The organism is Vibrio sp. B1FLJ16 (assembly GCF_905175385.1).
Classification (GTDB): Bacteria; Pseudomonadota; Gammaproteobacteria; order Enterobacterales; family Vibrionaceae; genus Vibrio.
In genome coordinates this window covers 482,757-498,701 of the sequence record NZ_HG992750.1, presented here as the reverse complement: position 1 = coordinate 498,701, position 15,945 = coordinate 482,757, and the positions used below count along the sequence as shown (strand labels likewise).

The 15,945-nt window shown below is 42.2% G+C and carries 15 protein-coding genes; 9 read left to right on the top strand and 6 right to left on the bottom strand.

What is annotated here, in order from left to right:
- Positions 1 to 314 precede the first annotated feature (314 nt).
- Both KHN79_RS16300 and KHN79_RS16295 read left to right on the top strand, forming a co-directional pair.
- On the top strand, positions 315 to 2,393 hold the full coding sequence (locus tag KHN79_RS16300) for an EAL domain-containing protein (protein WP_182011723.1): 2,079 nt from the start codon (positions 315 to 317) through the stop codon (positions 2,391 to 2,393).
- A gap of 202 nt (positions 2,394 to 2,595) precedes the next feature.
- Positions 2,596 to 3,198, top strand: a complete 603-nt coding sequence (locus tag KHN79_RS16295; protein ID WP_182011722.1) for a PEP-CTERM sorting domain-containing protein — start codon at positions 2,596 to 2,598, stop codon at positions 3,196 to 3,198.
- A 470-nt stretch (positions 3,199 to 3,668) separates the two neighbouring features.
- Here the strand turns inward: KHN79_RS16295 and KHN79_RS16290 are convergent, their stop codons facing one another.
- The 6 genes from KHN79_RS16290 to KHN79_RS16265 all read right to left on the bottom strand — a co-directional run bounded on the left by KHN79_RS16290 (position 3,669) and on the right by KHN79_RS16265 (position 8,599).
- On the bottom strand, positions 3,669 to 4,508 hold the full coding sequence (locus KHN79_RS16290; protein WP_182010634.1) for a class III extradiol dioxygenase family protein: 840 nt from the start codon (positions 4,506 to 4,508) through the stop codon (positions 3,669 to 3,671).
- Between the two features lie 4 nt (positions 4,509 to 4,512).
- On the bottom strand, positions 4,513 to 4,866 hold the full coding sequence (locus KHN79_RS16285) for a protocatechuate 4,5-dioxygenase subunit alpha (RefSeq protein WP_182010635.1): 354 nt from the start codon (positions 4,864 to 4,866) through the stop codon (positions 4,513 to 4,515).
- A gap of 11 nt (positions 4,867 to 4,877) precedes the next feature.
- Positions 4,878 to 5,747, bottom strand: a complete 870-nt coding sequence (locus KHN79_RS16280) for an amidohydrolase family protein (protein WP_182010636.1) — start codon at positions 5,745 to 5,747, stop codon at positions 4,878 to 4,880.
- 72 nt (positions 5,748 to 5,819) lie between these two features.
- A complete protein-coding gene (locus KHN79_RS16275; protein WP_182010637.1) occupies positions 5,820 to 6,887 on the bottom strand; it encodes a 4-oxalomesaconate tautomerase in 1,068 nt (355 codons plus the stop codon).
- On the bottom strand, positions 6,880 to 7,554 hold the full coding sequence (locus KHN79_RS16270; protein WP_182010638.1) for a 4-carboxy-4-hydroxy-2-oxoadipate aldolase/oxaloacetate decarboxylase: 675 nt from the start codon (positions 7,552 to 7,554) through the stop codon (positions 6,880 to 6,882). The genes KHN79_RS16275 and KHN79_RS16270 overlap by 8 nt, the downstream gene beginning before the upstream one ends.
- A 19-nt stretch (positions 7,555 to 7,573) precedes the next feature.
- Positions 7,574 to 8,599 carry an amidohydrolase family protein gene (locus KHN79_RS16265; protein ID WP_182010639.1) on the bottom strand — a complete coding sequence of 342 codons (1,026 nt, stop codon included), beginning with the start codon at positions 8,597 to 8,599 and terminating at the stop codon, positions 7,574 to 7,576.
- 153 nt (positions 8,600 to 8,752) lie between these two features.
- Between KHN79_RS16265 and KHN79_RS16260 the strand changes: the two genes are divergently transcribed.
- From KHN79_RS16260 to pobA, 7 genes are all read left to right on the top strand, one after another.
- Entirely contained in the window at positions 8,753 to 9,973 is a 1,221-nt protein-coding gene (locus KHN79_RS16260; RefSeq protein ID WP_182010640.1) for a LysR family transcriptional regulator, read from the top strand.
- Between the two features lie 149 nt (positions 9,974 to 10,122).
- Positions 10,123 to 10,617 (top strand): hypothetical protein, encoded by a 495-nt coding sequence (locus tag KHN79_RS16255; RefSeq protein ID WP_182010641.1) that lies wholly within the window; start codon positions 10,123 to 10,125, stop codon positions 10,615 to 10,617.
- Positions 10,618 to 10,649: 32 nt separating this feature from the next.
- Entirely contained in the window at positions 10,650 to 11,600 is a 951-nt protein-coding gene (locus KHN79_RS16250; protein ID WP_182010642.1) for a Gfo/Idh/MocA family oxidoreductase, read from the top strand.
- Between the two features lie 135 nt (positions 11,601 to 11,735).
- Positions 11,736 to 12,770: a TRAP transporter substrate-binding protein gene (locus tag KHN79_RS16245; RefSeq protein ID WP_182010643.1), complete on the top strand. Its 1,035-nt coding sequence runs from the start codon at positions 11,736 to 11,738 to the stop codon at positions 12,768 to 12,770.
- A gap of 284 nt (positions 12,771 to 13,054) precedes the next feature.
- Complete coding sequence (locus KHN79_RS21620; protein ID WP_244812744.1) at positions 13,055 to 13,366, top strand: TRAP transporter small permease subunit; 312 nt, start codon at positions 13,055 to 13,057, stop codon at positions 13,364 to 13,366.
- On the top strand, positions 13,366 to 14,664 hold the full coding sequence (locus KHN79_RS16235) for a TRAP transporter large permease (protein ID WP_182010644.1): 1,299 nt from the start codon (positions 13,366 to 13,368) through the stop codon (positions 14,662 to 14,664). The genes KHN79_RS21620 and KHN79_RS16235 overlap by 1 nt, the downstream gene beginning before the upstream one ends.
- A gap of 11 nt (positions 14,665 to 14,675) precedes the next feature.
- A complete protein-coding gene (gene pobA, locus KHN79_RS16230; RefSeq protein WP_182010645.1) occupies positions 14,676 to 15,920 on the top strand; it encodes a 4-hydroxybenzoate 3-monooxygenase in 1,245 nt (414 codons plus the stop codon).
- Positions 15,921 to 15,945: the final 25 nt, after the last annotated feature.

Below are 15,945 nucleotides of genomic sequence, written 5' to 3'. Positions count from 1 at the left end.
GTGACTTCAAGATGCAGGTTTCAGAGCGTTGTCACTGATTCAACTACAAGGCCTTCGTTTCAAAAGAATAGCGCAGTGGAATAGCGAGAACTGTCCAAGTTGTTTGACGATGAAATGGTGCCCGGCTCATGTTACTTACTCATTTCCGGTCAACTAAAGTTCCCCGAGTAAAGTAAAACAATTTTCTAATTATAAATTTGAAACAACTCGCAGTATTGGTAAGACTTTCCCTACATTTTTATCAGCTCTCGATATCTATCCTGCTCATTTCCCACCTGTATCATAGGGGCACAAACTTTTGAATAAACAACAAAATGAAACGGAAAGAACTCGCGAACATGACCGACAAAGTGTTGAAAAGATACTTACTCTGGTTACCAGGTGTACTTATGGTATGCGCCGTTGGAACCTCTTTTATTAACCAACATTTGTTCTCAAAAAGCTTAATCGCTTCTGTTATCAGCGGTATTGAAGATCAATACATTGCGATGAGAAAAGTCGAAGTCGAAGAACGTGTTGAAACAACACTAAAAATGCTGGATGTGATTCGCCAAGGAAACGAACTGGCTGAAGATGATGCCATACCAGAAGCGCTTTTCGACAAAACAATGGCTTCATTCCAGTTGCTCAATGAAGGTAATGATGAGTACATATTTGTCATCGATCGAAACAAAGAATTCGTTGTACACAGAAACTCAGATAATTTATTCAAAAATAATGTTGATAATGATTTAGTCCACTATATCTATCAAAGCGCAATAAACGGTGTGTCCTGGGTTGAATACAGTGATAAAGCATTCAATAAACGCAGTAGTGACTCCGACGCGCAAAAAATCACCCACATTCGCTACGTTGGAGATTGGGATATTGTCTTAGGCAGTGGTGAACTTCTCAATAACATCAAGAACTACTCCGAATCTGAAGCAAAAATGGTCAAGGGTTTGATCCTTGATCAAAAATCTAACCAGAACCTGTTTCATATTTTAGTCTTCATCGTTTTTGCCGGGATCATTTATTACCTGCGTTCTATCACAGCGAAAAAGCTCTACGCATATAAATCGACAATTGAAGAAAAGCTGATTCAAATTAAACAAAAAGATAAAGAAATTGCTTTCCGCTCTCTTTACAACGATGTGACAGGATTACCGAATAGAAAAGCCACGTCTGATTATATTGATAACCTGTGCCTCTTGGACAAAGGTGAAGAGTACCAGTTACAGCTGATCGATATCGTAGACTTCCAGAAAGTGAATAATCAATACGGTTTTTCAGTGGGTGATCGCGTACTGCGCCAGGTAACCAGCGCACTGGAAGAGCTTAAAGACGAGACCATGTTTGTGGGTCACGTTTCAGCCGACCAGTTTGTGGTGATCTGTCAAAAATCAGCGGGCTCGTGTATCGACTTCGAAAAGCAAACTGAGACCTTTGAGAAGTTTGATATATGTGGCGAGATGATATCGCTACGCGTTCGTAACGCTGTCGTAAACTTCAAAAACCGAAATATTCTCGGTTCCATCATCGTACGCAATGGCGAGTTGGCCATGAAGTACGCGAAGGCAAGTAATCTGTTTAACGTAATCTATTCACCGTTCATGTCTAAAAGTTCAGAGCGTCACTTTAAGATTTCTAACCTGTTGGATTTAGCGGTCGAAAACCAAGAGTTCTACGTGCACTATCAGCCACAAGTGAGCACATTAAACGGCAAGATCATTGGCGTTGAAGCACTGGTTCGTTGGGACAATGTGGAATTAGGTAGAGTCGCGCCGCTGGACTTTATTCCTATCGCCGAGAAGAAAGGCATTATAGGCAAAATCAGTGATCTGGTTATAACCCAAGCATGTAAAGACATTCAGTCAATCAGCCCCAATGGTGAAGGTGCATTGACGTTATCTGTGAATATTTCACCAAACCAGCTCATGAGCAAAGGCTTCGTTGAAAATACAATTTCAATTATCCAAGCAACTGGTATTGATTCGAACCGCGTCGTTTTTGAGATAACAGAAGGTACATTCTTAAACGATATTCCGGGGACAGTTGCTGTCATCGAGCAGCTCAAAGCAATAGGTATTCGCTTCTCGATTGATGATTTTGGTACAGGTTATTCATCTCTCAGCTATCTGTCCAAACTGCCAGTTGATGAACTGAAAATTGATAAAAGCTTTATTAACGACTTAGTCGAAGATGAAGATGCATACAGTTTGGTCAAGAGTATCTTGGCTGTAGCAAGTATCAAACAGCTGACGATTGTTGCTGAAGGGGTCGAAACTAAAGAACAGTCGAAGATATTATCTGACCTGGCTTGCCACCTGTTACAAGGCTACTACTTCTCCAGACCGGTAGATCTTGAAAACTTATCGAAAAAAATCAGAGAAAACTTAAAAACGAAATCATAACAGCCTCTCCTTAAACCTCACTACAAGAACAATCTCTGACACTTACTATCAGTGTCAGAGATTTTTACACGTAAGATCATAATATTACGCTAACATTTTGATTATTAATGGAGGCATAGAAATTGCTTGCGCATACATTTGATATGCAACTAGATTAACACAACCTAAGTTAATATAAATTCATACATGCAAGGAGAGCATTATGCGTTTAACTACTTTAATCACTATTTTCTTTACTTTAATAAGCAATTTCGCACACGCTACTTTATTCACAGTAAACGAACAACAAGCTATTGAGAGAATTGGTCAAAGCTTTTCCTTTGAGTTCCTTGATGTCCCAACTCCGGGATCTAATGGTCAATTTTCGATCACATTAAACGGGGATTATTCCGGGTCTGACACCGAATCGTCTATGGTTAGTATTGATTTCGCAGGAGGAATTCTTGACCTTGGTGCTGGTGATAATGGCATCATTTCTAATACGATAACCGGCTTAACTTTAAACACTTATACGGTAGAGTCGTTTGCGGATAGCGATAGAGAGCTAAGTTGGATATTTAACATGTCTGACATTCTGTTAAGTACAATTATTGATGACGGGATGATTACCGCTAATGTTCAAAATGATATATCTGTTGATCCACTTAGCCTAGTCGACCCTGACTTTGTATGGCTAGGCTTTAGTTATGATGTTGCAGATCCATCTAGTGTAGAAGTTCCAGAACCATCATCTTTGTCTTTGTTTATGTTAGGGGTATTTGGTCTAGGCGCATGGCGCCGTAGTCAGTCCAAAATAAAAACCTAATATACCCAAACGACTTCAAGATGCAGGATTCAGAGCGTTGTCACTGGCACAAGTTCAAGGAAAATAACGTAGGGAATAGCGAGCTCTTTCCAAGTTATTTGACGCTGAAATCGTGTCAGTGACACGCTCCCGAAGGGCGAGTTGTCTTGGCTCACAGCCTTTGTTAACGATTTTTGATTTAGAATGACTAGATCTTCAAATCGTTGCCGCGACTGAGAACCAAGCCATTCTCGCTGAACCTAGCATCTCGAGGTTGTTTGGGTATAACATATCACCTTTCGCAGCTTGACGTTGTCATACCTTAAGTTGTTAGTGTTCACTGTGAGCTTCAAAGCTATAACAATTAAGTTTGAGCAACAAACGAACTAACGTTAAATAAAGCAAAAAACAAAGCGATCCAATTGGATCGCTTTATAAGGAAGTAATAAACAAATCGTCTGGCGACTATTTTATGGTATTAGTTCAATCAGCTACTTTGATTCAATTAGCATAATGCCTGACCCAGTGTTGGAGATTGGCGCGTGGTAGCTTCTTTGCAGGACATTTAGCTCCCCCTGCAATGTTCCGCGCATGCCAAGCCACATTATGAGTTCTGGCCCCTGAGAGCCAGCTTTTTCAACCAAATCACGAATTGTCAGCTTAGTTAGATCTTCAGGCTCATTGACAATTTTATCCATACAATACAGATCAAATTCTTTATTGATAAAGCCGGCTCGTTCTCCATCCAATTGATGTGACAGGCCACCCGTCCCGAGTACAACCACTTTGAGGTCTTTATCATAACTACGAACCGCATCACCAATCGCTTTGCCCAAATCATAACAACGTTTTGGTGAAGGCATTGGGTGCTGCTCAACGTTAATACATACAGGGATAATCTTCATATGATCATAGTGATTACCAGGCCACATAAGCTGCATGGGCACTGTTAAACCGTGATCAACTTTCATCTCCTGGCAAATTGTAATATCGAACTCGTTATCAACTAACTCGTTACAAATATGCCAGGCCATTTCTGACTCACCACGAATAGTTGGAATGGGCTTGATCCCCCACCCTTCATCGGAGTTGTGGTACTCCTCCGCAACACCAATAGCAAAAGTTGGCTTTTTATCAATAAAGAATTCCAATCCATGATCGTTATAAAAGATAATCGCAACATCTGGCTGTTTTTCATTTAACCACTGACGGACCGGAGGATATGCATCAAAAAAAGATTTCCAGTACGGCGTTTGTTCTAACCCTTCATCAATTGCTCTGCCTATGGCAGGTATGTGTGAAGTGGTGATACCACCCAAAATCTGTGCCATCGACTTATCTCCCTGCGTCCACGAGCTTTTGCTTAAACTCTTCTAAACTCATCCCTGTTTGTAGAGCACCAATGTCCTGCATATTCATCCCAAGCAATCCTGCAAACTTCGCGAGATAGTAGATGTTTCCACCTTCTTCAATAAGCTTTAAGACGTCACGATCATGTACCGCTTTCTTTTGTGCCTCTGTCAGACCAAAACGATCGCAGTATGCCATTTCATCTTCGACGAACTCTTCCCTTGCTTTGGCTTCATTAAAGGAGAAACACATTTTGTTCAAACCGTAACCTTTACGGGCCATGTCTCCGTCGAAGAATATTGTTCCTTCAACTGGTACTTCGTTTTTTACGTAAGCCATACTCGTCCCCCTTATTCCCAATAAAGTTTCATTGGGTTTTCAACTAGCAATGCGTACTGAAGTTCTGGTGTCGGTGCTATCAATGGAATGACATCGACTAAATGTCCATCATCAGGCATGTGTGATTTCATATTTGGGTGTGGCCAGTCGGTACCCCAAAGCACCTGACGTGGGAAATTCTCAACCAAGACCTTAGCGAAAGGCACAACGTCACTGTAATCTGGTGGAGTTTGAGTCAAACGTTCAGGGCAGCTTACTTTAGTCCAGATTTGAGGGTTATCTGCCAGCAACTTAACAAACTTTTGGAAATTCGGATGTTCAACACCTAAAGCAACGTCTGGACGCCCCATATGGTCAATAACAATCTGTGTATCCAGTTCAAGTAAGAAAGGAGTGATATCATCAAAATCAGCGGCTTCAAAATACACTACGATATGCCATCCAAGAGGTTTGATTTTCTCTGCAATACTTAAGAAAACTTCTTTTGGCGTGACATCAACTAAGCGTTTAACAAAGTTAAATCGCACAGCACGAACGCCCGCTTCATGCATCTGCTTCAGATCTTGCTCTGTAATGTCTGGTGATACAACCGCAACACCACGAGCAAGATCACCTGCATATTCAAGTGCATCAATTAAGGCTGCATTGTCAGTTCCGTGACATGATGCCTGAACAATAACGTTACGGCTAAAACCTAAATGATCACGCAACGCAAATAATTGATGCTTAGATGCATCACACGGGGTGTATTTTCGTTTAGGTGAATAAGGGAATTGCTCACCCGGCCCAAACACATGGCAATGCGCATCGACAGCTCCCTCAGGTGCAGAAAACTTTGGCCTACTCGGTTTCGGATGGAAAGGTAAGTAATCTTTATCCATGTTCTTAATCCTTCAGTTCTATAATTGTAAATTTTTTATAATTATTGGGAGTTGAAGTACTACGCCATGAGCTCAATGCCCAAATACAACACCATCGAATAATTTACGTGCGGTGCGTAATATTGCTGCGCTTTTCACGTTATTGTTTTCGTCTAGTTGCATCACAACACTTAGCTCTCCTGTTGGATGCTCTACACTTAATGTCATTTTGGGACTTAAAGAAAAATCGACATATCGGTTAGCTGGCGAGCCTTCTAACAAACAAGCAGTTGCCACACTTACCGCGCCCAAAACACCTATAGCATCATGACAGCGGTGGGGAATAAAAGTACGCGTATTCAGTACTCCGCCCTTAGCTGCTTTACTGACAATGCTCATTTTAGGAACGGATAACGCGGTGACATCACCTAAGTTCATCAGGCTTCCTGCTTCCAAACGAAGTTTTTCCAGTTGATCACGTAACTCACGGTTATCTTCTAACTCCTGAGGACTTTCATCACCTTTTATTCCGAGTTCTTCTGCCGCTATCACGACGACAGGCATGCCGTTATCAATCAAGGTCACATTCAATCCGTTTATTTGATCAACAGCATTACCTGTTGGAAGTAAAGCACCACAACTGGAGCCAGCGGTATCTTTAAACTCAATTTCTATCGGACTTGCAGTTCCCGGTACGCCATCAATTCGAGCATCACCGCGGTAATTAACTTTGCCGTTTTGAGTTGGAACGCGACAAACGGCAAGTTGCCCGGTGTTTTCCATGTAGACAGTTACTTCAGTAAGATCTCCAGTGATATCTACCAAACCTTTTTCAATCGCAAATGGACCAACACCAGCCAGGATGTTTCCGCAGTTTTGCTTATCAGTGACAGTAGCCTGATCAACAAACACCTGCAAAAACAGATAATCCACATCTGCACCTTCTCTTTGTGAAGGCTTCACCACAGCAACTTTAGAAGTCAATGGATTAGCTCCTCCTAAACCATCAATCTGTTTTACATCTGGCGAGCCCATCACTTCCAGCAAGAATTCATCACGCTCAGTTGATAATTGAGGTAAGTCTGAATTGAGGAAATAACCACCTTTTGAGGTGCCTCCACGCATCCATAAACAAGGTGCAGATAGCGGATAATCAGACATACTTGAGCCCTTCCTTCTCTAGTCGTCCTCGCATGTCGTAAACATCAAGTCCAAGTTCGCCATTAGCAAAACGTACACGCTTAGTTTCTTCAAACGCTTCGCGAGCACGTGCCGCTTTTAACACTTCAACCGCTTCTTCACGACGAACAACGCATACTCCATCGTCATCCGCGACAATCACATCACCAGCATTGACAACTTCATCCGCACACACAATCGAAACATTAACTGAGCCAAGCGTTGCTTTAATCGTGCCTTGAGCAAAAATGTGTTTTGACCACACTGGGAAGTTCATTTCTTTCAGAACTCTGACGTCGCGAACACCACCATCGATGATCAAACCGACAACACCACGAGCTTGTGCTGAAGTGGCAAGCAGATCACCAAAGAAACCATGATTGGAAGGAGACGTTGGTGCAAACACCAGAATATCTCCCGGCTTACATTGTTCAATCGCTACGTGAATCATCCAGTTATCGCCCGCAGCACCCGAAATCGTGACAGCAGAACCTGCTACAGCAACGTCGCTATAAATTGGGCGCATGTAATCTGCAAGTAACCCCTTACGACCCTGGGCTTCATGGACGGTTGCAACACCACATTCAGCTAAACCCTTTATGGTTTCTTCATCTACTCGCTCGATGTTTTGTACGACTACATTTTTCATTTCAAATTTCCTGTTTGTTTTAAGCTTGATTGAGTAACGAATCTAAGCGGCTGAATACTCGGCGAGCATTGCCTGAGAAAATTTGTTGTTTTTCTTTATCATTCAACTTAGTGTTCGCATCGATATAACGTTTGGTGTCATCAAAATAGTGACCAGTTTCTGGATCGATTCCTCGAACAGCACCGATCATTTCTGAAGCAAACAGAATGTTTTTCACCGGCAACAAATCAAGTAGCAAGTCGATTCCCTTTTGATGATAAACACAGGTATCGAAGTAAATGTTATTCAGCACTGATTCTTCTAATGGTGGTAATCCCATATCTTGCGCAATGCCACGGAAACGTCCCCAGTGGTAAGGCACCGCGCCACCTCCATGAGGGATAATGATTTTTAGTTCTGGGAAGTCTTTAAATACATCAGACATTAAAAGTTGAGAAAAGGCGGTGGTATCAGCACCTAAATAATGAGAACTAGTCGTATGGAAACAGCTATTACATGCAGCACTTACGTGAATCATGGCAGGAACATCAAGCTCGACCAATTTTTCATAAAGTGGGTAAAAGCTACGATCGGCTAAAGAGGCATCTTTCCAGAAGCCACCTGTGGTATCCGGGTTTAGATTGCAACCGATGAACCCCATTTCTTCAACACAGCGAACTAATTCAGGAATAGACTTGCTTGGTGTCACACCCGGAGACTGAGGAAGCTGAGCAACCGGAGCAAAATTATTAGGATAAAGATCACACACACGACGAATTAACTCATTTTGGTGCTCTGTCCAGTAACGGCTAGTATGTTCATTACCGATATGGTGTCCCATCCAACTCGCACGTGGAGAGAAAATAGTTAAATCGGTACCGCGATCACGCTGTAAGCGTAGCTGATTATTATCAATACTTTCGCGAATTTCATCGTCACTGATATGCATAACGCCTTTCTCACCTTTGTGAGTCGGGTCGTTCATCAAAGCGGCTTTTTGGTTATCTCTGTATTCCCCAACTTGTGGAGGTGTCGTTGTGTAGTGTCCATGGCAATCAATGATCATACTTTAATCGTCCCTTGTTTCTGATCCATTCAAACTTTAATGCGTAGGGTCACAGTATTTACATTGAGTTAACTTTTTGCCATTTCATTTTGAAACAATGCTATTGGGTTTTGATATAGTCAATAACACCAAATCAATAATTTTGCGCATACCATGAAAAAAATACCAAACTTAAGACACCTGGTTGCTTTCGTAGCTGTGGTTAAACATGGCAGCATAAATAAAGCTTCAGAGAATATCTTCCTATCACAACCAGCCATCACTCAAGCATTGGCTAAAATTGAAAAGCAGCTAAAAACAGCATTGTTTGAGAGAAAGACCGACGGTATGAGTCTGACTAAAGAGGGAGAGATATTTCACTTCCGCGTTGAACGAGCGTTAAACATCTTAGGCCAAGCGGTTAAGCGTAGTTATAACCTAGATAAGAAGACTTCCAGCTCTCAAACTGCAAGTTTGTTTGCAATTACTATCACTCAACTTACAGCATTAGTCGCTGTATCTGAGGCACAAAATTATTCAGCTGCCGGCAGAAATATTGGTACATCTCAATCTTCTTTATACAGAGCATGTAAAGATCTCGAACAATACTTAGGTACCGTACTGTTTGAAAAAACCAGTTTGGGTGTCAGCCCAAGTAAAACAGCCCAAAACTTAAGTAGAGATGTGAAGCTTGCTTTTAATGAAATTAATCAAGGTATTGCGGACATCAATGCCAACAATAACATCAGCTCAGGTAGCATTATCGTTGGTAGTTTACCGCTTGCAAGGACGTGTATTCTTCCTCAGGCTATAAACGAATTCACTGAAGAATACCCTGACTTTAACGTCAGTGTTATTGATGGCCTTTATGAAGATCTTCTCGATCACTTGAGAAAGGGAGAGATAGACGTTCTTGTTGGAGCACTAAGATTTCCCGTCCCCTCTTACGACATACACCAAGAAACGTTATTCTTTACATCAAACGTTATTCTCGCCAGAAAAGACCACCCTCTTTGTAAAATGAAAACACCTGTCACACTAGATGATTTGAGCCAGTATGGCTGGGTAATATCGCGAATGAATACACCGGGAAGAACCATGTTCGAGCAGATATTTGCGAGCAAGGAACACCCATTACCAGTTCAAATAATTGAAGCCAGTTCACAAATGCTGGTTCGCGAAATTCTAATAGGCAGCAATAAGTTAACGATGCTTCCTAAGCACCAAGTGCACCGTGAACTTAGCGAGCAGCTATTTGATATTGTTGACTACGATTCCAATCAAAATAAGCGTGCCATCGGTATTACTATTCGTAAAAGCTGGCAGGGTACGACACCTCAGGAAGCCTTCATTTCTACCATAAGAAAAATAGGGTTATCTCTAACAGAGATATAATAAAAATATATAGCCAATTGAACTTTGGCTATTCAAATTTTGAATAGCCAATATTAAATTCTAATTTTCCCTATCTCAATCATCTTGCTAATGTTTTGTTAGCAAAAATTTACAAGCAATTAAAACAAACTCTGAAATAAGGGACATGTATGCCAAAGATTTCAAGACTTGCTTTTATCGGTTTTGGCTATACAGCACAGTCAATACTTGGGTTGGGGCTTAACCGGCCAGATAGGGTTATAACAGCATTTGATCCTTTGGCATTAGAGGCGAAAACATGTAAAGAACAATTAGAGAGATACATCGTGTGTGGGGTTCAAGGTTGTTTATCTGTATCAGATGCTGTTAATAGCGCTCACTTGGTTTTGATTTCAGACAGTAGTACAGATTTAAATCCATGGGTTAACGAGTTAGAACAACTTATTAAACCAGGACAAATAATCGCAGACTTAAGAACACCAGATAAAGCAAAGAAGCGACTAAAAGACGGAGTGGAAAACTTAAAAGGAATCTATATAGAAGGGGTGTTGAGCAGAGAAAACAACAGATTCTCTATCGATAGCAAACAAATGTCTACACTCAAAGATATTTTTAAATCACTGGATTTCTTTCCAAGTAACATGATCTTAAATGAATCAAACTGACTAGCAGAACTCAGTAAACAAAAGGAAACGTTATGAATATTTGTGTGGTAGGAGCCACTGGCGCATTTGGTAATAAACACCTCGACGCTCTTAAACAGATTAATGACGTCACGGTTACGGCCTTGGTTGGAGCAGAAGCTGACAAAATGGCTGTGCTAGGCGAACAATATCCAAATGCGGCTATCTGCCATAGTTTAAGCGAAGCATTGCAGCTTGATACTGTTGAAGCCGTCATCCTTGCGACCCCAACTCAGTTACATGCCAGCCAGGGCATTGAATGTTTAGAAGCGGGTAAACACGTATTAGTTGAAATCCCTATGGCAGATAACATTGAAGATTCTCGCCGTTTAGTGGAGACACAACAGCGCACGGGACTAATTGCGATGGCTGGACATACTCGTCGTTTCAACCCTAGCCACCAGTGGATTCATAACAAAATAAAGGCGGGTGAGCTCCATATCCAACAGATGGACGTTCAAACTTATTTCTTCCGCAGAACAAATACTAACGCCAAAGGTGAACCTCGCACATGGACTGACCATCTGCTTTGGCACCATGCTTGTCATACCGTTGACCTTTTCCAGTATCAAACCGGAGAAGAATCCAGCCAGTTGCAAGCATTGCAAGGCCCTATTCATCCAGATCTCGGAATCGCAATGGATATGAGTATTGGTATGAAAGTGCCTTCAGGTGCTATTTGTACTTTATCTTTATCCTTTAACAACGATGGTCCATTGGGTACTTTCTTCCGCTATATCTGTGAAGAAGGCACTTATATCGCAAGATATGATGACCTGTTTGATGGCTATGATAACCAAATTGACCTGTCTGATGTGGCGGTTTCAAACAATGGTATTGAACTGATCGATCGTGAATTTATTTCAGCAATTAAGGAAGCTCGTGAACCAAACTCTTCCGTAGCTCAATGTTTGGGGGCTATGGAAACATTACACAAATTAGAACAACTATTAGAAAGTAAATAGTTGCTAGCTCCCCCTACAACGCTGGCTATGAATAACAATTTATAAACAACTGAAACAAAAATGCAGCCAACCCGGTACAAGTAACCCCCTTGTCCAGGTTGGAAAATACATCAGTAACAAAGTACGGATACGAACATGAAAAAGATGAACACGCTTGCCTACGCATGCGCACTTGGTGCAATGCTATCTGCTGGAGCAGCTTCTGCTGCAGATGTAACCCTTCGATTCGGTCACTTTTGGCCAGCGGTCTCCGCTGCACAAAAAGATATCTTTGAAAACTGGGCTAACCAGGTAAAGAAAGATTCAAACGACCGCATTAATGTAGAAATTTACGCGAGCGCTATGCTGGCTAAGCCACCAGCGCAATACGACGCAGTAACTCACCAAATTATCGATGTTACAGCAACAGTACAAGGCTATACAGCAAACCGCTTCCCACTGACACAAGTCGTTGAGCTTCCGGGAGTGGTTAAAAATGCCGCACAAGGTTCTTGTGTGATTCAAACACTTTATAACGAAGGTTTGATTTCATCTGAGTACAAAGATACTAAACCTCTGTTCTTATTTACTCATGGTCCGGGCATGCTGCACACCAAAGGTAAAAGAGTTGAAAAACCTGAAGATTTAGCAAACCTGCGTATCCGCCGTCCTACCTCCGTAGTAGCAAGCCTGCTTGAGAAATCAAAAGCTCTACCAGTTGGTATGCCAGCGCCAAGTTCATACCAATCAATGCAACGTGGTGTAATCGATGGCGTCGCTCTTCCTTGGGAAGGCGCAACTGTATTTAAGATCAATGAGCTTGCTGATAACCATACCGATATCGGTGGACTTTACTCTCTTTCTTTCATCGTAACCATGAACAAAAACGTCTATAACGGCCTAGATGCTGAGTTAAAAGCCGCGATCGACAAAAACTCTGGTATGGAGTGGTCTATTAAATCAGGTCAATCTTTTGATCGCCTAGACGAAAAAGGTTTGGCTGAAGCCCAGAAATTAGGTCATGACATTGTTGAAGTTAGTGATGCAGATATTAAAGCTAACTGGAAACCAATGCTGGATGAAGTAACAAAAGAATACATCAGTAATCTGGAAAGCAAGGGCCTCCCGGCACAAAAAGTTTACGACCGCGCTATGGAGCTATCCGGCTCAACATGTGCAAACCCTGCTTAAACGTATGATGTTGGGAGTTACCTTATGACTGTACTCAAAAACTTCATCAATCGAATTTCATACACCATGCATACGTGCAGTGGAGTACTGCTGATTGGAATGATGTTAGTCACATTAGTAGATGTAGTGACACGTACACTATATGGTTTAAGTGACGGCAACATCGCCTTCACTTTTATAGGTGGTGTAGAGCTAATTAAGTATGGGCTACTATTTACTGTACTTTTTACTTTGCCCAGTCTGTCGGTGACTCTCAGGTTATCGTTGACCTCTTTACCGAGCAGATGTCTGAGAGAACCAAAGTCTATCTAGAGTCTTTCTACTTGCTTGGTTTTGCACTACTTGGTGCAGGTATGACCTATCGTTTTTATCAAGCCATAGAGGGCGCGGTTCTTAGCGGCGAAACAACACAAGACTTAATGATTCCAATGCCTTGGATTTATCGAGTCGTTGTTCTCGCTACTGCTATGCTAACGCTACGTTGCCTGATCTTAACTTGGGATCTCATCCGCAACCATCATCAAACAGAAGAAGGAAAACCCAACAAACCTTCTTCATCACAAAATTCCCATCAGCAACGTAAAGAGGTGGCGTAATGGACGCTTCAATGATCGGCTTTATTTGTATTGCAGTCATGCTGATTCTGATTGCTTTTAGAGCCCCAATTGCCCTTTCAATGGCGGCAACAGGTTTCATCGGGTTTACCTCCATCGTAGCGTTCCAACCTGCGGTTGCAATATTGGATAGTGCACCATTTGATGCATTATCAAACTACAGCTTCAGCCCTATTCCTATGTTTATTCTGATGGGAGTATTTGCTTCAAAAGCACGTATGTCTCAAGAACTATTCCATGGTGCTAAAACTATGTTTGGTTCATGGCGTGGAGGGATGGCACTTGCAGCAGTAACATCTTGTGGTATTTTCTCGGCAATTTCAGGTTCATCTCTGGCAACGGCTGCAAGTATGTCTCGCGTTGCTCTGCCGGAAATGAAAAAGAACGGATATTCTGCAGGACTCGCTGCAGGCACACTCGCTGCAGGCGGTACTTTGGGCATCATGATTCCGCCTTCAATTGCGCTACTTCTATACGCATTGATCACTGAGCAATCTGTAGGTGATATGTTTATCGCGGGTGTCATTCCAGGTCTTCTGGGTTTAGCACTATACTGCGTTGCAGTTGCTGTAACCGTTTGGTTATTCCCTCAACTTGCGACACCTGGCGAGAAAACGACATTGAAGCAAAAAATCGTTGGTTTAAAAGGCCTTCTGCCATTTAGTCTGATTTTTGTTTCAATCATTACAGGTATTTATGCTGGCTTCTTTACTCCCACGGAAGCAGCAGCAATTGGTGCGTCACTGACCATGTTCATCGCCTTTGCTCGCGGTATGACATGGGAAATGTTTAAAGAAGCTGTGAATGAAACCTTATCAATCTCTGCGATGATTTTCTTTATGATCGTCGGTGCTGAAATCTTTGGCTTCTTCTTATCTGTTTCACGTATTTCCTATTCACTGGTCGATTTCGTTAATAGCTTAAATCTTTCGCCTTACATGGTGCTCTTTGCTGTTCTCATGCTGTTTATTCTACTGGGTTGTGTAATGGACAGTATTGCAATGCTACTACTTACTGTTCCTGTCGTGTTCCCACTGATTCAGGCTGCTGGTTTTGACCCTATTTGGTTTGGTATCGTTGCGGTAATTACTGTTGAAGTGGGACTGATTACCCCACCAGTTGGTATGAATGTATTCGTCATTAAGTCGTTAGATAAAGACCTCAATATCGGAGAAATATTCAAAGGCGTTATCCCGTTTGTTTTGTCTGATGTTGTTCGTCTAGGGCTGTTGATCGCTTTCCCATCACTTGCACTAGCTTTCATTCCACATCATTTCTAGGAGCATAGCGCATGAAAATACTTTCTACTCAAGTTGCTATCATCGGTGCTGGCCCTTCCGGACTTCTGCTCGGTCAGCTTCTGGCCAAACAAGGTATCGATAACATCATCATTGAACGTACCTCAGCAGACCATGTATTGGGACGAATTCGTGCTGGAATTCTGGAACAAGGTTTTGTTGATTTACTTCGTGAATCTGGTTGCAACCAACGCTTAGATGATGAAGGAATCGTCCATCACGGTTTCTACATCAGTGTTGAAGGCAATAAAAGCTACATAGATATAAAATCTCTGACAGAAGGCCAAGTTGTAGCTTGTTACGGCCAAACCGAAGTCACCAGAGATTTGATGGAAGCTCGCAAAGCATCGGGCCAGCAAAGTTTCTACTCTTGCCCAGTCAGTGAAATTGATAACCCAGCCGAAGGAAAGGCTTCGGTATATTTTGAACATGATGGTGAAGCTTACCAGATCGATTGTGATTTTATTGCCGGCTGTGATGGTTTCCACGGAGTGTCTCGTCCGAGTATTCCATCGGAAATCCGTACCGAATATGAGCGCGTGTACTCATTTGGCTGGTTAGGTCTGTTAGCAGATACACCGCCGGTTTGTGATGAACTGATTTATTGTAAACACTCGCGTGGTTTCGCCTTAGCAAGCCAGCGCTCTGAGACTCGTTCTCGCTACTACCTTCAAGTACCTAACACGGAGAAAGTAGAAAACTGGAGCGACGAAAAGTTCTGGGAAGAATTAAAACGCCGACTACCAGAAGAAGAAGCACAAAAGTTACAAACCGGTCCAAGTCTAGAGAAAAGTATAGCGCCACTACGCTCGTTTGTTTGTGAACCAATGCAATACCGACAGTTATTTTTAGTCGGTGACGCTGCTCACATTGTTCCACCGACAGGTGCAAAAGGCTTAAACCTGGCTGCTTCTGACGTGGCAGCACTTTATCAGGTGCTAACGGCCTTCTATGGAGGACAACCGCGTGAAGTCCTCAACCAGTACTCTGAAGTTTGTTTACGCCGGATTTGGAATGCTGAACGGTTTTCATGGTGGATGACGAACATGCTTCACCACTTCGACGATGAAAACAAATTCCAACGCGCATTCGTTGAAAAAATGGCGGATTCTGAACTCGAATTCTACTTGCAAAATGAAGCGGGAATGAAACTTATCGCCGAACAATACGTAGGACTACCCTACGAGCAAATAAAATTATCTACCCAACACAATGCATATGATGATGCAATAAAATAGCCCAAGAAAACCTATAAAATACATA

What these genes read in the sequence shown, in the direction of transcription:
- KHN79_RS16275 (WP_182010637.1), bottom strand. Translation starts at nt 6,887, where the DNA reads ATGTCTGATTATCCGCTATCTGCACCTTGTTTATGGATGCGTGGAGGC.
- KHN79_RS21620 (WP_244812744.1), top strand. Translation starts at nt 13,055, where the DNA reads ATGTCTGAGAGAACCAAAGTCTATCTAGAGTCTTTCTACTTGCTTGGT.
- KHN79_RS16250 (WP_182010642.1), top strand. Translation starts at nt 10,650, where the DNA reads ATGAATATTTGTGTGGTAGGAGCCACTGGCGCATTTGGTAATAAACAC.
- KHN79_RS16300 (WP_182011723.1), top strand. Translation starts at nt 315, where the DNA reads ATGAAACGGAAAGAACTCGCGAACATGACCGACAAAGTGTTGAAAAGA.
- KHN79_RS16245 (WP_182010643.1), top strand. Translation starts at nt 11,736, where the DNA reads ATGAAAAAGATGAACACGCTTGCCTACGCATGCGCACTTGGTGCAATG.
- KHN79_RS16235 (WP_182010644.1), top strand. Translation starts at nt 13,366, where the DNA reads ATGGACGCTTCAATGATCGGCTTTATTTGTATTGCAGTCATGCTGATT.
- pobA (WP_182010645.1), top strand. Translation starts at nt 14,676, where the DNA reads ATGAAAATACTTTCTACTCAAGTTGCTATCATCGGTGCTGGCCCTTCC.
- KHN79_RS16265 (WP_182010639.1), bottom strand. Translation starts at nt 8,599, where the DNA reads ATGATCATTGATTGCCATGGACACTACACAACGACACCTCCACAAGTT.
- KHN79_RS16255 (WP_182010641.1), top strand. Translation starts at nt 10,123, where the DNA reads ATGCCAAAGATTTCAAGACTTGCTTTTATCGGTTTTGGCTATACAGCA.
- KHN79_RS16270 (WP_182010638.1), bottom strand. Translation starts at nt 7,554, where the DNA reads ATGAAAAATGTAGTCGTACAAAACATCGAGCGAGTAGATGAAGAAACC.
- KHN79_RS16295 (WP_182011722.1), top strand. Translation starts at nt 2,596, where the DNA reads ATGCGTTTAACTACTTTAATCACTATTTTCTTTACTTTAATAAGCAAT.
- KHN79_RS16285 (WP_182010635.1), bottom strand. Translation starts at nt 4,866, where the DNA reads ATGGCTTACGTAAAAAACGAAGTACCAGTTGAAGGAACAATATTCTTC.
- KHN79_RS16290 (WP_182010634.1), bottom strand. Translation starts at nt 4,508, where the DNA reads ATGGCACAGATTTTGGGTGGTATCACCACTTCACACATACCTGCCATA.
- KHN79_RS16260 (WP_182010640.1), top strand. Translation starts at nt 8,753, where the DNA reads ATGAAAAAAATACCAAACTTAAGACACCTGGTTGCTTTCGTAGCTGTG.
- KHN79_RS16280 (WP_182010636.1), bottom strand. Translation starts at nt 5,747, where the DNA reads ATGGATAAAGATTACTTACCTTTCCATCCGAAACCGAGTAGGCCAAAG.